Raw genomic sequence first — 18381 nt, 5'->3', positions numbered from 1 at the left:
TCACGGCCCCGGACCGGGACCTCAGCAGCCCCACGCGATGCCGAGACCGGTGGCCGGGCGCTGACCGGGGGGAGTGCGCCCGGCCACCGGGCGGTCCGACGCGGTGGAGGGAGGCGCGTCGAACCGGGAGGGTGGCCGGGAGGTGCTTCGGGGGCCAAGCGCCTCCCAGCCACATGGCTCGGTGCCTGTCGAGGGATCGGGGTGAGGCACCGAGCGGGCTTCTACCAGCGGCGCAGTCCTTCGAGGACGCGCCGCTGAAGTTCCAGCGGCGGAACGGGTAGATCGTCGCCTGGATCGTCCGCTTGTCGCTCTGGCGTGGGCTCCGGGGCGGTCTCACGAAGTCGATGCTTTCCGCCTCGGTTGCTACGAGCGGTTTCGGCTTCTATCTGGGCCTTCAGTTGCCACACGGAGGTAGCGCCCGCACTGGCGCCGGCATGTTGCGGCAGATGCGCACGGCTACGCGAAGCTGCCGCCATACCAACGAGGATTACCAGTACTGCCAATGTGATTGAGACGGTGAGCATTGGTCAGCTGATCCCTTCGGTTCTCCGGCCGCGCTTCATCGCCGTATCACCAGCGGAATTCCGGCAAGCAGGTGAGCTTTTTCGTTGCACAGCGGACACGTGCTCCAAAGCCAGGCGAGCTCACTGTTGTCCGCGCGGAGGTGTTCGCCGCAGAGCACGGTGACCGCCATTCCGGTGGGGAATCGACCGGGCGGACGCGATTCGGTGCTCGCGTGCCGCTGTCCAGCGGCCGGTACCCAGCTGAACGGATGCGGCCGGTACATCGCCACCACCACCTCGAGTTGGAAATTCCAAGCTCAATCACCGTCATTCATCACCTGACGAGTTCGGCGCTGCCCGCGATAAAGTCGCTGTCGTTCATCCGCAAGGTGCAGAAGGAGTTGACGTGAGCCACGTTGACCGGGCGTCCGACTTAGCAATCCGGTGGCGCAAGAGCAGCCGCAGCGCGCAGGGCTCGGAGTGCGTTGAGGTAGGCGCCACCGCGGCGTTCGCCGCCATCCGGGATTCGAAGAATCTCGCAGGACCCGCATTGCTGATCGCGCCTGGTGCCTACGCCGCGATGGTTCAGGCGATCAAGGTCGGCCGGTTCGACCAGGCCTGACCGTTCTACCCAAGATTTGCTGCTCCGCCTTGTTTGGGCAGATCAACGACCGTGTGTACTTTGTGTTGCTATAGCAGCACAAAGTACACACGGGCACTGGAGCCAGGCCGTGGGCCGGTCAGTGGTTCGGGACCGCTGCTGTGGCTTCGACTTCTACCGCTAGTTCTGGGGTGGCCAGCGCTGACACGACTATCAGCGAGTGCGTTGGCCAGTCTTCCCTTGGATACCACCTGGTCAGCGCTTCTTGCAGGGCCTTGCGGTAGCCCGCGAGGTGGTCCGTGCTCGACAGCATCGCGAACAGCTTCACCAGGTGTTTCGGTTCCGCACTTGCCGCTTTCAGCAGGTTTTCGATGTTGGTCAAGGCCGCGCGGGTTTGCGATTCCGCGTCGGGGCCCGCCAGCTCGCCGTTCGGTGACGTGCCCACCTGGCCCGAGATGATCAGGAACTCGTGCCCGGCCGGTACCCGGGCCAGGTGGCTGTACTTCCCGATCGGCGGGGCCATGCCTTCCGGGCTCCAGCGCTGGATCATCGTTGTTTCCTCCTCGGAGCCGTCGAGCCGCGGACGATGAGTTCCGGGGCGGGTTCCGTGATGATCTCGTGGCGGGCCGGGCTGCCTTCGAGTTGGCGGAGGATCGCCGCGACCGAACGGCGGCCCAGTTCGCGCAGTGGGAGGCGGACCACCGTCAGCGGCGGTGACAGGTGCTTGGCGAAGAACACGTCGTGCACGGCCACAATGGACAGATCTTCCGGGATTCGCAGGCCCGCTTCGCGCGCCGCTGTCATAGCGCCCACTGCCGCGAGCACGTTGCTGACTACGACGCCCGTCGGCACGGTTCCGCTCGCCAGCAGGCGAGGTAGCGCTGCCGCACCTTCTTCGGGCGTGTGGCCGCCTCGCAACTGCGGGCCGTCTGGTAGTCCGGCCTCTTGCAGTGCGCGCCGCCAGCCTCGCGTGCGCGCTTCGGAGCGGGCCTTCGGGTTGCCCAGCTTGAGGTGTGCGATCGCGGTGTGCCCGAGCTCGATGAGGTGCCGCGTCGCCAGGTACGTCGCATCGTCGTCGTCCAGCGCCACGCTGCCGATCTCGCCGCGCGTGCGGTCATTGACCAGCAGCAACGGGAGCCGGGTGGCCGCGATCTTGGCGATCGTCTCGTCCGCCGTGCTGCTGCCGCGCTGCAGCAGCAGACCGTCGATGCGGTTGCCCCGCACGATGCGCTCGAAGGCCCGGTCGCTGCGCGCCAGCTCGTCGGCGTCGGCGAGCAGCAGGGCATAGCCGGAGGCGCTGGCCTCTTCTTGCGCGCCCGCCATGATCTCGCTGTACACCGGGTTGCTGGTGTCGTGCACCGCCATCCCGAGGATGCCCGACTCCGCGCGGCGCAGCGCCCGCGCGACCTCGTTGGGCGTGTACCGCAGTTGCGCCGCCACCTCCAGCACGCGGTTGCGCGTCTCCTCCCTGATCCGCAGCGTTTCGTCGCCGCGCAACAGGCGTGAGACCACCGCCTGGCTGACGCCGGCGATCCGGGCCACATCGCTCATCTTGGCCCGGCCGGTGACCGGATCGGCGGGTTGACAGCTCTCGGACACGGAGGTAAGCATACCGGCAAGGTAAAACGATTTACCGATCATTTCCGAACAACCCAAGGAGATCGGGACGATGAGGTCCTCGAGCGATCCCGCCGTGCGGTCGAGATCCGTCGGCACCGTCGCGGCGGTGGCCGCGATCGGCGGCTTGCTGTTCGGCTACGACACCGGCGTCATCTCCGGTGGGCTGCTGTTCATCCGCACCGAGTTCGGCCTGTCCGCCCTGATGGAGGGCGTGGTGGTCAGCTCGCTGCTGGTGGGCGCGACCATCGGCGCGCTGGTGTCCGGGCGGCTGGCCGACCGGTTCGGGCGGCGGACCGTGCTGCTGGTGACCGCGGGCGTCTTCGCCGTCGGCGCCCTGCTCGCCGGCCTCGCCCCGGACGCGACCGCGTTGGTGCTCGGCCGCTTCGTGCTCGGCCTGGCCATCGGCCCGGCCTCCGCGGTCGTCCCGCTCTACATCGCCGAGATGGTTCCCGCCGACCGGCGCGGTGCGCTGGTCAACAGCAACCAGCTGATGATCACCATCGGCATCGTGGTGTCCTACGCCGTCGGTTTCCTGTTCGCGCCGATCGAGGGCTGGCGGTGGATGCTCGGGCTGGCCGTCGTGCCGGCGGTGCTGCTCGCCGCCGGCATGGCGGTGCTGCCGGAGACGCCGCGCAACCTCGTCAGCCGAGGGTTCGCCGCGCGGGCCGAGGACGTGCTGCGATCCATCCACGGCAAGGCCGACGTTTCCGCCGAACTCGCCGAGATCGCTGCCGCCGACGAGCGGGACCGGCAGAGCCGTTCGGCGCGCGGCGTGCTGCGCGATCCGGCGCTGCGGCCGATGCTGGTGGTGGGCCTCGGGCTGGCCGTGTTCTCGCAGATCGCCGGCGTGAACACGATCATCTACTTCGCGCCGTCGGTGCTGGAGACCTCCGGTTTCGGCGCGTCCGGTTCGATCCTCGCGCAGGTCGGCGTCGGCCTGATCAACGTGCTGATGACGGTGGTCGCGATGCTGCTGATCGACCGGCTCGGGCGGCGGCCGATGGTGATCAGCGCGTTCGCCGGGATGGGCGTGAGCATGGCGGCGCTCGGCCTGGTCTACCTGCTGCCGAGCCAGAGCGGCCTGGTCGGCTGGTTCGCGCTGATCTGCATGGCCGCCTACATCGGCTGCTTCGCCTTCGGCGTCGGCGCGATCCTGTGGGTGCTGATCGCCGAGATCTACCCGCTGAAGGTGCGCGGCGCGGCGGTCGGCATGGCCACGATGGCGCACTGGCTGGCGAACTTCGTGGTGGCGCTGACCTTCCCGCTGCTCATCGAGAGCGCCGGCGCCACCGCCACGTTCTGGATCTTCGGCGTGGTCTGCGCGGTGGCGACGGTGTTCTGCGTGCGGGTGGTGCCGGAGACGAAGGGGCGTTCGCTGGAGGAGATCTCCGAGACTCGCGAGGAGGCCACCCGATGACGGTGTTGCACGGCATGGCGTGGGGCCACCAGCGCGGAGTCGGCTGCCTGCGGGAGGTTTCGGCCGAGTACGCGCGGCGGCATCCGGAGGTGCGGATCAGCTGGGATTCGCGGTCGCTGCGGGAGTTCGAGGACGTGCCGATCGTCGAGCTGGCCGCCCGGTACGACCTGATCGCGATGGATCACCCGTACGTCGGCCAGGCGCACGCCAATTCCGCCTTGATGCCGCTGGAAGAGCTGCTGCCGGCGCCGTTCTTGGCGCAGCAGTGGGAGAACAGCACCGGCCCGAGCTTCGCGAGCTACACCTGGGCGGGCAGTCAGTGGGCGGTGGCGATGGATGCCGCGGCGCAGGTCTCGGCCTACCTCCCCGAGGCGCTCGACGAGGCGCCGGCGACCTGGGACGACGTGACGGCTTGTCTCGAGGAACTGCCGCGACATCGGACGGTGCTGCCCGCGAACCCGACGCATCTGGTCTGCAGCCTGCTGACGCTGTGCTCGCAGATCGGGGAGAGCGGCTGGCTGGACCGCTCCGGGCTCGATCCGGAGGTGGCGGTGCCCGCGGCCGAGCGGCTGCTGGGCCTGCTGGAGCTGGTCGACGCGCGGTCGCTCGACATCGACCCGATCGACACGCTGACCGCGATGTCCGCCGGTGAAGTGGCCTACTCGCCGGTGGTGTTCGGCTACGTGAACTACGCGCGCGACCACGCGGTCCGCTTCGCCGACATCCCGTCGCCGGATCGTGCGCCCGCTGGTTCGCTGCTCGGCGGCGTCGGCCTGGCGATCTCGGCGAAGTGCGCGGAACCCGTTGCGGCAGCGCGGTTCCTGTCGCACGTCGTGAGCGCGGAGTGTCAGCGCGACGAGTACGCGGCGGCCGGTGGCCAGCCGGGCAACCGGGCGGCGTGGACCGATCCGGCGGTGGACGCGGCATCGGGCGGCTTCTACTCCGCGACGCTGCGGACGCTGGACCGGGCCTTCGTGCGGCCCCGGCACATCGCCTACCCGGTGGTGCACCGCCGGGTAGGCGAGGAGATCCACCCGCTGGTCCGGCGCGGGACGACGGCCGGGGAGATCGTGCGCCGGTTCAACGAGGTCTGCGCGGCGACGTACGCGGAGCTGGAGCCATGACGACGCTCGCCGAGCTGGTCGCCGCAGCGCACCGGACCTTCGCCGCGCGCCCGGCCGTCGGCGCGCTGACCTTCGGCGAACTGGGCGCGCAGGCTCGGGCGGCGGCGACGGCGTTGCGGCGGCTGGGCCTGCGGCCGGGCGATCGGGTGCTGATCGCGCTGGACAACCGGCCGGAGGTGCTGGCGCTGGAACACGCGCTGTGGCTGGGCGGATTCGTGCGCGTCGCGGTGAGCACCCGGTTGCACCCGGCTGAGATCGCCGCGATCGCCGACGACTGCGGGGCCGCTGCGATCGTGACCGAGCTCGACGTGCCGGGGCGCCGGGTGATCGCGCCGGGCGCGGATTTGTTCACCGGCCCGGCCGACGACTTCGAACCGCGCCGCGACCCGGACGAGCTCGTCGCGCTGATGTACACCTCGGGCAGCACGGGACGGCCGAAGGGCGCCCAGGTGACCAGCGGCGCGTGGGTCGCCATGGTGGAGGCGATGTGGCAGGAGCTGCCGCCGATCGGGCCGGACGACGTCGTGCTGCACGTCGCGCCGATGAGCCACTTCAGCGGCTCCGTCGGCTCCGCCTACACCCTGGCGGGCGCGGCGGCGGTGCCGCTGACCAGGTTCGATCCCGTCGAGGCGCTCGCGGCCATCGACCGGCACCGGGTGACCGCCGTGACGCTCGTGCCGACCATGCTCGAACGGCTCGCCGAGGTGGTCGACCGGCCGACGAGCCTGCGCGCCGTCGTCTACGGCGCGGCCCCGATCTCGGTCCCGGCGATGCGACGCGCGCAGCGGGCGCTCGGGACCGTGCTGTACCAGTTCTACGGCCTCAGCGAAGCACTCGCGCCGCTCACCGTGCTCTCCGCCGCCGACCACGCTGCCGGTCAGGTGCTCTCCTCCATAGGGCGGCCGGTCGATTCGGTGGAACTGTCCATCTTGGACGGTGAGATCGCCGTTCGCGGGCCGCAGATCATGCCCGGCTACTGGGGCGGCGAGCCGCTGTGGGACGGCTGGTTCCGCACCGGCGACCTCGGTCGCGTCGACGACGCCGGATACGTCCACCTGGCCGGGCGGCGCAGCGAGCTGATCGTGACCGGCGGCTTCAACGTCTACCCGGCGGAGGTCGAGCAGGCCATCGCCGCCCTCGACGGCGTCGCCGAGGTCGCAGTGCTCGGCGTGCCGGACGCGCGCTGGGGCGAGGCGGTTTCCGCCGCCGTCGTCCGCAGGCCCGGCGCCGAAGTGTCCGAAGAGGACGTTCGGCGGGCCTGTGCGCAGCGGCTCGCCGGGTACAAGAAACCCCGGCGCGTCGTGTTCCTGCCCGAGCTGCCGCAAATCAGCATCGGAAAGCCCGACCGCAAGCGGCTCCGCGCCGCCTTCAGCTGACCCCGAAACCCGAAAGGCAGGTGCGAAGTCATGCCGGAGCAGGCATTGCAGGGGATCCGCATCCTCGACTTCACCCAGATGATGCTCGGCCCCTACGGCACCCAGCTGCTGGCCGATCTCGGCGCCGACGTCATCAAGGTGGAGCGGCTCGACGGCGAATGGGAGCGCGGCCTGCAGCTGCAGGGCGACCTCGTCGGCGGCGACTCGGCGGCGTTCCTGGCGATGAACCGCAACAAGCGGTCGGTGGCCGTGGACCTGCGCTCCGAAGCGGTGCGCGACGCGCTGCTGGAGATCGGCAAGACCTGCGACGTGGTGGTGGAGAACTTCCGGCCCGGCGTGCTGGCCCGCCGCGGCCTGGGATTCGAGGACTTCCGCCGCGTCAAGCCGGACATCATCTACTGCTCCGGCTCGGGCTGGGGCCAGGACACCCGCTACGCCAGGGAGAACCGGCCCGGCCAGGACCTGCTGATCCAGTCGATGTCCGGCCTCGCCGCCAACGGCGGCCGGGCGGGCGACCCGCCGACCCCGGCCGGCACCGCGATCGTGGACGCGGCCACGGCGCTGAACCTGGCCAACGGCATTCTCGCCGCCCTGGTGGCCCGGCTGCGCCACGGCGTCGGCCAGCGCGTCGAGGTGGACCTGTACTCGACGGCGATCTCGTTGCAGTGCCAGGAGATCTCGTCGATGGTCAACCAGCGCGCGGAGTTCTCGCGCTCGGCCGAAGGCGTCGGCCAGGCGTGGCTGGACGCGCCGTTCGGGATCTACCGCACCGCGGACGGCTGGCTGGCCGTGGCGATGGCGCCGCTGGACGTGGTCGGCCCGCTGTTCGGCGCGCCGCAGGTCGCGGAGCTGGACGCCTGGGCGGATCGCGACGAGGTCAAGCGGATCCTGGAAGCCAGCACCGCGCAGCGGCCCACGCAGGACTGGCTGGACGCGCTGCTGCCCGCGGGCGTGTGGTGCGCGCGGGTGCGCAGCACGAAGGAAGCGGTGGACGAGCTGCGGGCGGACGGCTCGGACCTGATCGTGCGCACCCGGCACGCGAAGGCCGGGGACATCGAGCTGATCGGCTGCCCGATCCGGCTGTCGGAAACGCCGTGGCAGCTGCGCTACGCGCCGCCGGCGGTGGGGGAGCACACCAGCGACGTCCTCGGCGAGGTGCTCAGCGCCGAGCAGATCGAGCAGCTGCGCACGGACGGAGCCGTGGCATGAAGGTGCACGAGAACCTGGTGGAAACGCGGCAGGACGGCGTGGCCGTGTTGCGCATCGACCGGGAAAGCGCGCTCGGCGCGCTGTCGCGCGGCATGGTCGAGGCGCTGGGCGAGTACCTCGTGCGCCTGCGTTCGGACGACGAGGTGCGGGTGCTGGTGCTCACCGGCACCGGGCGAGGGTTCATCGCCGGGGCGGACATCAACGAGTACTCCGGCGTCAGCCGCACCGCCTTCGACGACTACCAGAAGCTCTCGCGCGGCGTGTTCGACCAGCTCGCCGCGCTGCCACAGCCGACGATCGCGGCGGTCAACGGCTACGCGCTCGGCGGCGGCTTCGAGGTGGCGCTGTGCTGCGACTTCATCGTCGCCTCCGCCGCGGCCCGGTTCGGATTGCCGGAGGTGTCGCTCGGCCTGCTGCCCGGCGGTGGCGGCACGGTGCGGTTGCCCCGCGCGGTCGGCGCGCGGGTCGCGAAGGAACTGGTTCTCACCGGTCGCCGGATGAAGCCCGACGAGGCGCAGCGCCTCGGGCTGCTCACGGCGCTGGTGGAGCCGGACGAGCTGGTCCCGCGCGCGGTGGAGCTGGCGACGACGATCGCCGGGCAGGCGCCGCTGGCGGTGCGGGAGGGCAAGCGGCTGGTCGACGACGGGCTGGAAACCGGGCTGGCCGCCGCGCTGACCCGCGAACAGCAGGTGTTGTCCTGGCTCTACACCACCGATGATGCACGGGAAGGCGTAGCGGCGTTCCTGGAGAAGCGATCGGCGGTGTTCCGTGGCCACTGACCTCAAACTGCGAAACGACCACCTGGCGGTGCGGTTGACGCCCGACCGGGGCGCGGACATCACCGCGCTGACCGATGCCCGCACCGGCGCGCAGCTGCTCTACCGCACGCCGTGGGCGGATTCGGCCCGACCCGGGCCGTGGGCGCCGGAATCCCGCCAGTCGTGGCAGGCGTTGTACCAGGGCGGTTGGCAGCTGTTGTGCCCCAACGCAGGCGACGCGTCGAACGTCGCGGGCGGCACCTGGGGATTCCACGGCGAGGCGTGCTTGCTGCGCTGGGAGGTCGAGGAGTCCACTTCGGACTCCGCGGTGCTTTCGGTGCGGTTGAGCCAGGCGCCGCTGCGGATTCGCCGCCGCGTCGAGCTGGCCGCATCGGTGCTGCGGGTGGAGGACACGTTCCACAACGAAAGCCCCGATCCGGTTTCGGTGGCGATCGTGCACCACCCGGCCTTCGGCGCGCCCCTGGTGACGCCGGGGACGCGGATCGCGTCGGGCGCGCAGAAGCTCACGGTGGATCCGACGTCCGGCCTGGAACCCGGCGCGACGCTCGCGTGGCCCGTCCAGGCGCTCTCGACGCTGCCACCCGGCGGCCCGGGGCAGGCCGCGCTCGCCTACTTCGAGGACTTCACCGAGCACTGGGTGTCGATCACCAGCGCCGACGGCGACCTCGGCGTGGCCATGGCGTGGAACGGCGACGTGCTGCCCAACGCCTGGCTGTGGTTCGAGGGCAACGCGACACCCGGATTGCCCTGGTACCGCACGGAATACGTCTTCGCGGCCGAGCCCGCCTCGACGATCCCGGCGGGCGGCGTCGAGCGCGCGAAGGCGAGCGGCGGGAACCTCGTCGAGATCGGCCCGCGCGATTCGGTGTCCACCGCGGTGTGCCTGGCGGTGCACCACGATCCCCGCCCGGTCACCGGCATGGACCTGGCCGGCCGGATCACGTTCGAAGGAGACGACCAATGACGTTCGACGGCAAGACCGCACTGGTTTCGGGCGCGGGCAGCGGAATCGGCGCGGCGACGGCGCGGCTGCTGGCCGAACGCGGCGCGGCGGTCGGCGTGACCGACCTCGACGGCGACGCGGCGGCCTGGGTGGCGAAGGAGATCACCGCCGCAGGCGGCACCGCGACGGCGGCGGCCTGCGACATTCGCGACGCGGGCTCGGTGGAGTCTGCGGTGCGCGCGGTGGCCGGCGAACTCGGCGGGATCGACGTGCTCGTGCAGTGCGCGGGAATCGTGAAGTACGGCCAGGTGGTGGATTCCCCGGAAGCCGACTGGGACGCGGTCGTGGAAACCAACGTTCGGGGCCTTTTCCTGCTGGCCAAGCACGTGATCCCGGTGATGCGCACGCGCGGCGGCGGAGCGATCATGTCGGTCTCCTCGGCGCAGGCGTTCGCGAGCCAGCCGCTGGTGGCGAGCTACTCGGCGAGCAAGGCGGGGCTGGTGGCGCTGACGAAGACGATGGCGATCGACCACGGCCCGGACGGCATCCGGGTCAACTGCGTGGCGCCGGGCTCGGTGCGCACGGCGATGCTGGAGGACAGCGCCCGCCAGTTCGCCGGCGGCGACACGGAGCGCGCGTTCGCGGAGTGGGGCGGCCAGCACCTGATCGGCCGGGTGATCGAACCGGAGGAGGTGGCCTCGGCGATCGCCTTCCTGGCATCCCCGGACGCCAGCGCGATCACCGGCACGACCCTCCTCGTAGACGGAGGCCTGACGGCCCGCCTCGCGGTCTGACCGCCGGGGACATCGCGGGGCCCGTGAGTGTTTAGTTGCTGTTTTGGAACGTGGTGTTTGAAGCGAACGGACCGTTCGTCTCGCCTACCGAGGCGAACGGTCCGTTCGCTTCACATCGGCAGCCCGGGGCCCACGTCAGGTGAATGGAGTGAACGGACTGTTCGTCTCGTCTAGCGAGGTGAACAGTCCGTTCACTTCACACCAGTTGGCGAGGTAGAACCAGGCCACTCCGCTGGGGTAGCCACCGGAACCGCCAGGTAGAACGAGTTCCAAAACAGGCTTGATAGCCACTAAAAACACGCACGGGTCACAGGTGGGCGAGCAGCGAGGCGACGAGGGCCGCTCGCTCGGGTAGGGAGGCCGCGACGATCTGCTCGTCCGGGGCGTGCGCGCCGCGGCCGACCGGACCGAGGCCGTCGAGGCTGGGGACCCCGAGGGATCCCGTCAGATTGGTGTCCGCCGCCCCCGAGGCCGGCCGGCCCGAGACCTCCTGCCCGACCGCCCGTGCCGCGCGGGTCAGCGCCTCGATGAGCTCGCCCGACTCCGGCTCCGTCCACACCGGACGGCTGGTGAGGATGTCCGCAGCGACGGTGGTGCCGGGGCGGATCGGGCTCAGGGCTTGCAGGGCGGCCAGCACGGAGCGTTCGGTCGAGGTGTCGGTGAATCGCATGCCGATCTCGCACCACGCCTCGCCCGGGACCACGTTGGTCCGGCCGCCGCCCGCGATGGTGCCGACGTTGCACAGCATGTCCGGGTGAGCGGCGGCGATCCGGCGCACGGCCAGCAACTGGTCGATCAGCTCCTCGATCGCCGACGCGCCGTCCTCCGGCGCCAGCGCCGCGTGCGATTCCCGGCCGGTCACGTGGATGCGCGCGCGGGTGCTGCCCCAGCGGGCGGTCTTCACCGCGCCGTCCGGGTGCGGCGGCTCGAAGCCGAGCGCCGCAACCGCGTTCGCACAGTGCTCGGCGACCAGTTCGCGCGCCGATGGCGACCCGACCTCCTCGTCGGCCACCACGATCATCGTGATCGGCCGGTGCTCGGCCCGGGTGAGCAGTTCCAGCGCGGTTTCGAAGACGACGAGCCCACCCTTCATGTCGTAGACACCCGGCCCGTGGATGCGGCCGTCCCGCTCCAGCCACGGCACCGCGCCGTCGAGCGTGCCGGCCGGCCACACCGTGTCGTGATGCCCCAGGCACAGGATCGGCCGCTCGCCTTGCCGGCCCCCGGTGCCGGGGAAGTGCGCGAGCAGGTTCGCGCCGGTGGCGTGCGCGCGTCGTTCGGTGCGGGCGCCGAGCTCGGCGTAGCGCTGCTCCAGCAGGTCGAGCAGGGCGTCGAGCGCGGGCGCGTCCCCGCTCGGCGTCTCCAGCCGGACGTAGCGGTGCAGCCGGTCACGCATCCGCGCGGCGTCGGCGGCCGGGGCATCGATCAACGCATCAGTCACAGATACGGAACGTATAACGCGAAGTTTCGTGCGGCAACCCTGTTGACAAAATGGAACTGTCGAATCATCTTGTCGAAGTTACGTTTCATATGTTCGGTTGCAGCGGGTGTTCATCCCGATGCGCCGGGCGAGGAGGAGTCGTGGGGCGCGGACCGGAATCGGCTGTCCTGGCCGGCGACTTCGTCGTGCAGGACCTGGACACCGCCGAGCTGCAGCGGCAGGCCGCCGCGCTGTACCGGCGCGTCTTCGGTTACCAGAATCCCGACGTCGGGCTGAGCCCGCCGCTGCTGACCGGGCTGCTGCGCAACGGCGGCTCCGCCGTCGGCGCTGTCGCCGCCGACGGCACCTTGCTCGGCTTCGCCTACGGGATGCGAGGCGGTGACGGCGAAGGCATGTACCACTACTCGCAGGCAGCGGTCGTCGCGCCGGAGAGCCAGGGCCTCGGGCTGGGCCGCAGGCTGAAGCTGGCGCAGGCGGTCGTCGCGCGCGAAACCGGCATGCGCTTCATGCGCTGGTCCTACGACCCGCTGATCTCCCGCAACGCGCATTTCAACCTGGACGTCCTCGGTGCCCGGGGCCGCTGGTACGTCGACGACTTCTACCTGCACGAGCGCTCGGACCGGGTGGTCGTCGAGTGGGATCTCGAACGGCCGCCCAGCCCGGCCGCGACGACCGGCCCGAACCCGCCCGCCACCCGCGCCGACTGGGGCCGATGCCGGCACCGGGGCGCGCACGGCTGGCTCGCGCTGCCGACCGATCCGACGCTGCTGGACCCGGCCGAGGACGCCGAGGTGCGTGCCGCGGTGCGCGCGGGTTTCCACGAGTTCCTGGCACGGGGGCTCGTCGCCCGGTCCTGCCGCCAGGTCTCGGCGGAGACCTCGGTTTACTGGTTCGCCCCACCGGCCGACGATCGGAGCCGAACGTGACCGCCCGCAACGCCAACCGCGACCTCGCCAGCCCCCGCCAGCGCTTCGACGCGCGGGTGCAGCGCCGCTCGGCGGCCGTCCTGCAACAACGCGTCGTCGAGCAGGAGATCCGGTCGCTGGACGCGGTGATGGCGTCGATCGGCCACGACGGATCGGTGGAGCGGGCCGCCGCACTGGTGGTGGGCGCCCGCCGCCGGTTCATCCTGGGCGCGGGCAAGTCCTTCGGCTACGCGTGCCTGCTGGCCGCCGATCTGGGCGCGTCGCTGTCGAACGTGACCACCATCGACGGCCGGATCGTGCAGGCCATCGACGTGCTGACCGAGGTGCGCTCCAGCGACGTGCTGGTCGTCTTCTCGCTGCGCCGCTACCGCCGCGAAAGCGTCGAGGTGGCCCGCCAGTTCGCCGCCGCAGGCGGCGCGCTGGTGGTGGTCACCGACGCCGAGGACGCGCCGCTGGCCGCGGTCGCCGACGCGATGATCGTCGTGCCGACCGAGAGCGCGTCCTATTCGGACTCGCCGACCGCCGTCGCCGCCGTCGCCCACGTGCTGGCCACCCTGACCACCGCGAGCGCCAAGGGCGCCCAACGCCGCCTCGGCGAGCGGGACCGCTTCTCCCGCTCCCTGGGGATCTACCTGGACGAGGCCGACAACCCCGAATCGGAGAACCCGTGAAGATCGACAGTGCGACGCTGCACCGCGTTCGGCTTCCGCTGAAGCACAGCTTCCAGACCAGCTCGCACCGCAAGAACCACCTGGAGCACATCCTGGTGCGGCTCGTCGACGAGACCGGCGCGGTGGGCTGGGGCGAGATCGCCTCGCCGTCCGACCCGTTCTACGCGCCGGACACCGTCGAGACCAGCTGGCTGATCGCCACCGAGTACCTGCTGCCCGCCATCCTCGGCCGCGAGGTCGAGCACCCGAGTCGGCTCGCCGAGCTCTACGGGAAGGTGCGTGGGAACCGCTTCGCCGCCGCCGGCGTCGACGCCGCAGGATGGGCGCTGTGGAGCGGGCTGAACGGCGTGCCGCTGGCGAAAGCGCTTGGCGGCGACCGGGAAACCGTCGTGGCCGGGGTGTCGCTGGGCATCGAGCGCACCATCGACGAGCTGCTCGAACAGGTGCGGCGGCAGGTCGACGCCGGGTATCCGCGGGTGAAGCTGAAGATCGCGCCGGGCTGGGACGTCGAACCGGTGAAGCAGGTCCGCGCCGCGTTCCCGGCGCTGAACCTGCACGTCGACGCCAACGGTGCCTACCTCGACATCCCGGAGCACCGGGCGGCGCTGCGGGAACTGGACAACTTCGAGCTGGCCATGATCGAGCAGCCGTTCGCGCCGCGCGCGCTGCTGCCGTCCGCGCAGCTGCAGGAGAGCATCGAAACCCCTGTGTGCCTTGACGAATCCGTCGACACCCTGGACGATCTGCGCACCGCGATCGCGCTGCGGGCCGGGCGGATCCTCAACATCAAGGCTTCCCGGATGGGCGGGCTGACCGCCGCGGTCGCCGCGCACGACCTGGCCCGCGACGCGGGCTGGCCGGTGTGGTGCGGCGGGATGCACGAGTTCGGCATCGGCCGCATCGCCAACGTCGCGCTGTCCAGCCTGCCCGGTTTCACCCTGCCGTCGGACGTTTCGGCGTCCGACAAGTACTACGCCCGCGACGTGGTGATCCCGCCGCTGGTCGCGCAGCACGGGGCGGTCGCCGTGCCCACCACCCCGGGGCTAGGCGTCGAGGTCGACGAGGACTTCATCGCCCAGCACAGCCACCAGACCCACAGAAAGCACTCCTCATGAGCAATGTGGACAGTGCCGACGCCTCGCCGGGCGCGGATGCCCCCGCCGGACGGTCCCGCGTCCGAACCCTGACCATCACCTCCAGCGCCATCACGGGACTCGTGCTGTCCGCGGCCGTCGGACCGTTCGCGCAGGCGCCGACGCTGTGGGGCCTGGTGCCGATCGTGCTCTACGCCGTGCTCGCGCTCCTCGGCATGGACATCATCGTGGCCACCGTCGTGGCGGTGATCTCCGCGTTGCTGATCATGCTGCCGACGCCCGCCGCGGTCGGCGAGCTGCTCGGCGAATCGCTCGGCGAACAGGTCACCGTGATCGGCCTGGTGATCATGCTCGGCGCCGGTGTCGGCGAGATCCTGCGCACCACCGGCATCGCGGCGACCATCGTGCGCGGCGTGATGCGCGTGGTCGGCGACCGCAGCCGCACCGCCGCGACGCTGGGCGTGATGGTCTCCTGCCTCATCCTCGTCGCCAGCCTCGGCACCCTCGCCGGCGCGCTGGCCATCGCCGCTCCGCTGCTGCTGCCGATCGTCGCCCGGCTCGGCTTCACCCGCTCCGCGACCGCCTCGATGATGTTCATCGGCGGCTGCGCCGGTCTCGCACTCGCGCCGTTCGCCGGCTCCAACGTCGCCATCATGAGCGCCGCCGAGGTCGGCTACCTGCAGTACCTGCTGTACGGGGCGGGGCCGCTGGCGGTGCTGTCGCTGGTCGCCGGGCTGCTGATCGTGCCGTGGATGCAGCGGCGCACTGCGGGCACCGGCGACGAGTACGACCCGGCCGATCTCGGCGCCACCGACGAGGAACCAGTGCGCGGCAGCGGCCGTGCGACCGCGGCGTTCGGCATCGCCCTCGTCGCCAGCGTCGCGTACGCGATCGTCTCGGGTGCCGGCACCACCTTCCCGCTGCTCGCGCTGCCGGTGCTGGGCATCGTGGCCGGGCTGGCCGGCGGGCTCGGCCCGACGCAGATCGCCGCCCAGATGTACCGCGGCGCGGCGGGGCTGGTGAACGTGTTCCTGCTGTTCTGGCTGCTGGCGGTGCTGTTCGCCGCGATCGACGAGCTGCAGCCGTTCCAGGTCGTACTCGACACCTACGGCGCCGACCTGCAGGGCCTGCCGCCGTTCGTGTTCGCGCTGGTGATCGCCGCGCTCGGCTGGGTCGGCGTGCCCGGCGCCACCGCCGCGCAGGTGGTGTTGCTGGACAAGGTCTTCGGCGAGCTCGCGGCGAGCGTCGGGGTCACCACCGGAGCTTGGGTCGTGGTGCTGCTGTTCGCGTCCAAGGCGGACACCTACGGGCCGTTCCCGAACGCCAACATGGTCAGCGCGATGAGCCTGGCGCGTTCCACCAACCTGAAGAACACGCTGCTGACCGGCTTCGCGCTGCTCGTGCCGTGCTGCCTGATGTACGCCGCGATCCTGTTCTTCGAAACCAGCTGACCGGGAGAGGCTCCATGTTCGACATCGTGATCAACGGCGGCGACGTCGTCGACGGGACCGGCTCGCCGCGACGGCGCGGCAACGTCGGCGTCGTCGGCGACCGGATCGCCGAGGTCAGCACCGAGAAGCTGGCCGGGAGGCGGGAGATCGACGCCACCGGGCAGGTCGTCGCGCCGGGCTTCATCGATCTGCACTCGCACGCCGACTACACCCTGGAAGGAAATCCCGGCGCGAGCACGCAGATCCACCAGGGCGTCACGACGCTGATCACCGGCAACTGCGGGCATTCGCCGTTCCCGTTCACCGACCTGGGCCTGATCCGCCGGGCGAGCATCATCGACGACCGCGCGCTGAGCTGGAACTGGCGCGACGCGGCGGGTTTCCGCGAGATCGTCGACGGCGCGGCCCTGAACGTCGGGCTCCAGGTCGGGCACAACGCGGTGCGCCTCGCGGTGCTCGGAGACGTCGACCGCGCACCGGATGAGGACGAGCTGGCGCGGATGTGCGCGCTGGTGAAAACCGCCGCGCAGCAAGGAGTCGTGGGCTTCTCCACCGGCCTGATCTACGCGCCGGGCGTGTTCGCGGACGCCGCCGAGGTGCGCGCGCTGGTCGCCGCGGCGGCGTCGGCCGGGCTGCTGTACTCGACGCACATGCGCAACGAGGCGGCGACGTTGCTCGACGCGGTGCGCGAAGCGATCGAGGCCGCGGAGCTTTCCGGTGCGCGGCTGGAGCTCTCGCACCTCAAGGCGATGGGGCCGGAGAACCACGGCAAGGTCGTCGAGGCGCTCGCACTCATCGACGCGGCCCGGGAAAGGGGTGTGGACGTCGCCGCCGACGTCTACCCGTACACCGCATCCAGCACCTCGCTGGTGTCCCGGCTGCCGGCGTGGGCGGTCGACGGCGGCAAGGATGCGCTCCTGGCGCGGCTCGCCGACTCCGCCACCCGGGAGCGCATCGCCGCCGGGTTGCGAGCGAGGTTCGGCCGCGACGTCGACCCGGAAGGCGTGATCATCGCCGACCTGCCGATCGGCGCGGAAAGCCCGCACATGGGCTTGTCGATCGCCGAGATCGGCCGCCGCGCGGGCACCGATCCCGCCGAGGCGGCGCTGCGGGTGCTGGAGGAGCACGCGGCGAACGTGGCGATCGTGAACCACGCGATGAGTGAGGCGGATGTCGAAACGGTGCTCCGGCACCCGTGGGTGTCGGTGGCCAGCGACGGCTGGACCCTGACCGAGCGGGGCGAGGGCCGCCCGCACCCGCGCAGCTTCGGCACGTACGCGCGGGTGCTCGGGCGCTACGTGCGCGAGCGCGGGGTGCTTTCGATCGAGGACGCGGTGCGGAAGATGGCCGCGCTGCCCGCCGCCCGCGCCCGGCTGACCGACCGGGGGGTGCTGGCGGCGGGCAAGGCCGCCGACATCGCCGTGTTCGATCCCGACGAGATCATCGACAACTCGACCTTCGAGCAGCCGTGGCAGCTGGCGACGGGCTGCTCGACGGTGCTGGTCAACGGCGTGCCGGTGCTGCTCGACGGCAGCGCCACGGACCGCCGCGGGGGAGCGGTGCTGACCCCGGCGGCGTGATCAGGATTTGCGGCCGACTCCGGCGAGGCCGGTGAAGCGTTCCGGGTGGGCGTCGACGTCCGCCTCGGCCGCCGGGCGCCACAGCGGCAGGGGCACCACGCCCGGCTCCAGCAGTTCGAAGCCTTCGAAGAACGCCTTGACCTCCGCCTTGTGGCGCATGGTCATCGGGGTCGCCGTGCGCTGGCGGTAGAGGTCGGCGTGGGACGACGCCACGTCGGGCCGGCCCTCGGGGGCCGCGTGCGAGAGGACCAGGAAGCTGCCGGGCGCGAGCGCGTCCCGGTACTTGGCGACGATCTCGTAGGGCCGGGCCTCGTCGCCGACGAAGTGCAGCACCGCGACCATCATCAGCGCCACCGGCTGGCTGAGGTCGAGCAGGTCGGCGACCTCCGGCGAGTCGAGCACCCCGTCCGGTTCGCGCAGGTCCGCGCGGATGATCGAGGCGTTCGGGTTGTTCCGCAGCAGGTTCTTGCTGTAGGCCACCGCGACCGGATCGGTGTCCACGTAGACCACGCGGGCGCCGGGCGCCTCCTGCTGGGCGACCTCGTGCACGTTGCCGACCGTCGGGATGCCCGAGCCGAGGTCGAGGAACTGGTGGATGCCCTGGTCGGCGCAGTACTGCACGGCCCGCCGCAGGAAGGCGCGGTTGGCCTGCATGATCAGCGGCAGCTCCGGCCACATCCGGATGGCCTCCTCGGCCATCTGGCGGTCGATCGCGAAGTTGTGGTTGCCGCCGAGGTAGTAGTCGTAGACCCGGGCCGCGTTGGGCTTCTCGAGATCGATGCTCTCCGGCTCGGTCGGCAGCTGCGGCATCCGGTCCTCCTCACGGCTGGGCGACGTTTTCCGCCACCCAGC

At 71.1% G+C, this 18381-nt stretch carries 18 protein-coding genes; 13 read left to right on the top strand and 5 right to left on the bottom strand.

Annotation, left to right across the window (positions count from 1 at the left end):
* Nucleotides 1-559: 559 nt before the first annotated feature.
* Nucleotides 560-787, bottom strand: coding sequence for a zinc finger protein (locus tag AB0I53_RS04865; protein WP_358596521.1), 228 nt, complete (start codon nucleotides 785-787; stop codon nucleotides 560-562).
* 122 nt (nucleotides 788-909) lie between these two features.
* On the opposite strand from AB0I53_RS04865, the gene AB0I53_RS04860 reads away from it, so the two are divergent.
* Nucleotides 910-1125 carry a DUF397 domain-containing protein gene (locus AB0I53_RS04860; RefSeq protein ID WP_358596518.1) on the top strand — a complete coding sequence of 72 codons (216 nt, stop codon included), beginning with the start codon at nucleotides 910-912 and terminating at the stop codon, nucleotides 1123-1125.
* A gap of 118 nt (nucleotides 1126-1243) precedes the next feature.
* On the opposite strand, the gene AB0I53_RS04855 is transcribed toward AB0I53_RS04860, so the two are convergent.
* On the bottom strand, nucleotides 1244-1654 hold the full coding sequence (locus AB0I53_RS04855) for a RidA family protein (protein ID WP_358596515.1): 411 nt from the start codon (nucleotides 1652-1654) through the stop codon (nucleotides 1244-1246).
* Entirely contained in the window at nucleotides 1651-2703 is a 1053-nt protein-coding gene (locus tag AB0I53_RS04850; protein ID WP_358596512.1) for a LacI family DNA-binding transcriptional regulator, read from the bottom strand. The genes AB0I53_RS04855 and AB0I53_RS04850 overlap by 4 nt, the downstream gene beginning before the upstream one ends.
* 70 nt (nucleotides 2704-2773) lie before the next feature.
* On the opposite strand from AB0I53_RS04850, the gene AB0I53_RS04845 reads away from it, so the two are divergent.
* From AB0I53_RS04845 to AB0I53_RS04815, 7 genes are read left to right on the top strand one after another with little or no spacing between them, the layout of a single operon-like run.
* Nucleotides 2774-4141, top strand: coding sequence for a sugar porter family MFS transporter (locus tag AB0I53_RS04845; protein WP_358596509.1), 1368 nt, complete (start codon nucleotides 2774-2776; stop codon nucleotides 4139-4141).
* Complete coding sequence (locus AB0I53_RS04840; RefSeq protein WP_358596506.1) at nucleotides 4138-5265, top strand: extracellular solute-binding protein; 1128 nt, start codon at nucleotides 4138-4140, stop codon at nucleotides 5263-5265. Before AB0I53_RS04845 ends, AB0I53_RS04840 begins: the two co-directional genes overlap by 4 nt.
* Nucleotides 5262-6641, top strand: coding sequence for an AMP-binding protein (locus tag AB0I53_RS04835; protein ID WP_358596503.1), 1380 nt, complete (start codon nucleotides 5262-5264; stop codon nucleotides 6639-6641). Before AB0I53_RS04840 ends, AB0I53_RS04835 begins: the two co-directional genes overlap by 4 nt.
* 30 nt (nucleotides 6642-6671) lie before the next feature.
* Nucleotides 6672-7850, top strand: a complete 1179-nt coding sequence (locus AB0I53_RS04830; RefSeq protein WP_358596500.1) for a CoA transferase — start codon at nucleotides 6672-6674, stop codon at nucleotides 7848-7850.
* On the top strand, nucleotides 7847-8629 hold the full coding sequence (locus AB0I53_RS04825; protein ID WP_358596497.1) for an enoyl-CoA hydratase/isomerase family protein: 783 nt from the start codon (nucleotides 7847-7849) through the stop codon (nucleotides 8627-8629). The genes AB0I53_RS04830 and AB0I53_RS04825 overlap by 4 nt, the downstream gene beginning before the upstream one ends.
* On the top strand, nucleotides 8619-9593 hold the full coding sequence (locus AB0I53_RS04820) for a DUF4432 family protein (RefSeq protein WP_358596494.1): 975 nt from the start codon (nucleotides 8619-8621) through the stop codon (nucleotides 9591-9593). Before AB0I53_RS04825 ends, AB0I53_RS04820 begins: the two co-directional genes overlap by 11 nt.
* Entirely contained in the window at nucleotides 9590-10366 is a 777-nt protein-coding gene (locus AB0I53_RS04815) for an SDR family NAD(P)-dependent oxidoreductase (protein ID WP_358596492.1), read from the top strand. Before AB0I53_RS04820 ends, AB0I53_RS04815 begins: the two co-directional genes overlap by 4 nt.
* A 307-nt stretch (nucleotides 10367-10673) precedes the next feature.
* Here the strand turns inward: AB0I53_RS04815 and AB0I53_RS04810 are convergent, their stop codons facing one another.
* A complete protein-coding gene (locus AB0I53_RS04810; protein ID WP_358596489.1) occupies nucleotides 10674-11807 on the bottom strand; it encodes a M20/M25/M40 family metallo-hydrolase in 1134 nt (377 codons plus the stop codon).
* 140 nt (nucleotides 11808-11947) lie between these two features.
* On the opposite strand from AB0I53_RS04810, the gene AB0I53_RS04805 reads away from it, so the two are divergent.
* The 5 genes from AB0I53_RS04805 to AB0I53_RS04785 are packed head-to-tail and all read left to right on the top strand — an operon-like array spanning nucleotide 11948 to nucleotide 17529.
* A complete protein-coding gene (locus AB0I53_RS04805; RefSeq protein WP_358596486.1) occupies nucleotides 11948-12733 on the top strand; it encodes a hypothetical protein in 786 nt (261 codons plus the stop codon).
* Nucleotides 12730-13404 carry an SIS domain-containing protein gene (locus AB0I53_RS04800; RefSeq protein WP_358596483.1) on the top strand — a complete coding sequence of 225 codons (675 nt, stop codon included), beginning with the start codon at nucleotides 12730-12732 and terminating at the stop codon, nucleotides 13402-13404. Before AB0I53_RS04805 ends, AB0I53_RS04800 begins: the two co-directional genes overlap by 4 nt.
* Nucleotides 13401-14519, top strand: coding sequence for an o-succinylbenzoate synthase (menC, locus tag AB0I53_RS04795; protein ID WP_358596480.1), 1119 nt, complete (start codon nucleotides 13401-13403; stop codon nucleotides 14517-14519). The genes AB0I53_RS04800 and menC overlap by 4 nt, the downstream gene beginning before the upstream one ends.
* Nucleotides 14516-15949: a Na+/H+ antiporter NhaC family protein gene (locus tag AB0I53_RS04790; RefSeq protein ID WP_358596477.1), complete on the top strand. Its 1434-nt coding sequence runs from the start codon at nucleotides 14516-14518 to the stop codon at nucleotides 15947-15949. The genes menC and AB0I53_RS04790 overlap by 4 nt, the downstream gene beginning before the upstream one ends.
* A gap of 14 nt (nucleotides 15950-15963) precedes the next feature.
* A complete protein-coding gene (locus AB0I53_RS04785; RefSeq protein ID WP_358596474.1) occupies nucleotides 15964-17529 on the top strand; it encodes a D-aminoacylase in 1566 nt (521 codons plus the stop codon).
* Here the strand turns inward: AB0I53_RS04785 and AB0I53_RS04780 are convergent, their stop codons facing one another.
* Nucleotides 17530-18339, bottom strand: coding sequence for an SAM-dependent methyltransferase (locus AB0I53_RS04780; protein WP_358596471.1), 810 nt, complete (start codon nucleotides 18337-18339; stop codon nucleotides 17530-17532).
* Nucleotides 18340-18381: the final 42 nt, after the last annotated feature.

The organism is Saccharopolyspora sp. NPDC050389 (genome assembly GCF_040655595.1).
Lineage (GTDB): Bacteria > Actinomycetota > Actinomycetes > Mycobacteriales > Pseudonocardiaceae > Saccharopolyspora.
This window is presented reverse-complemented; position numbering and strand designations above follow the sequence as displayed.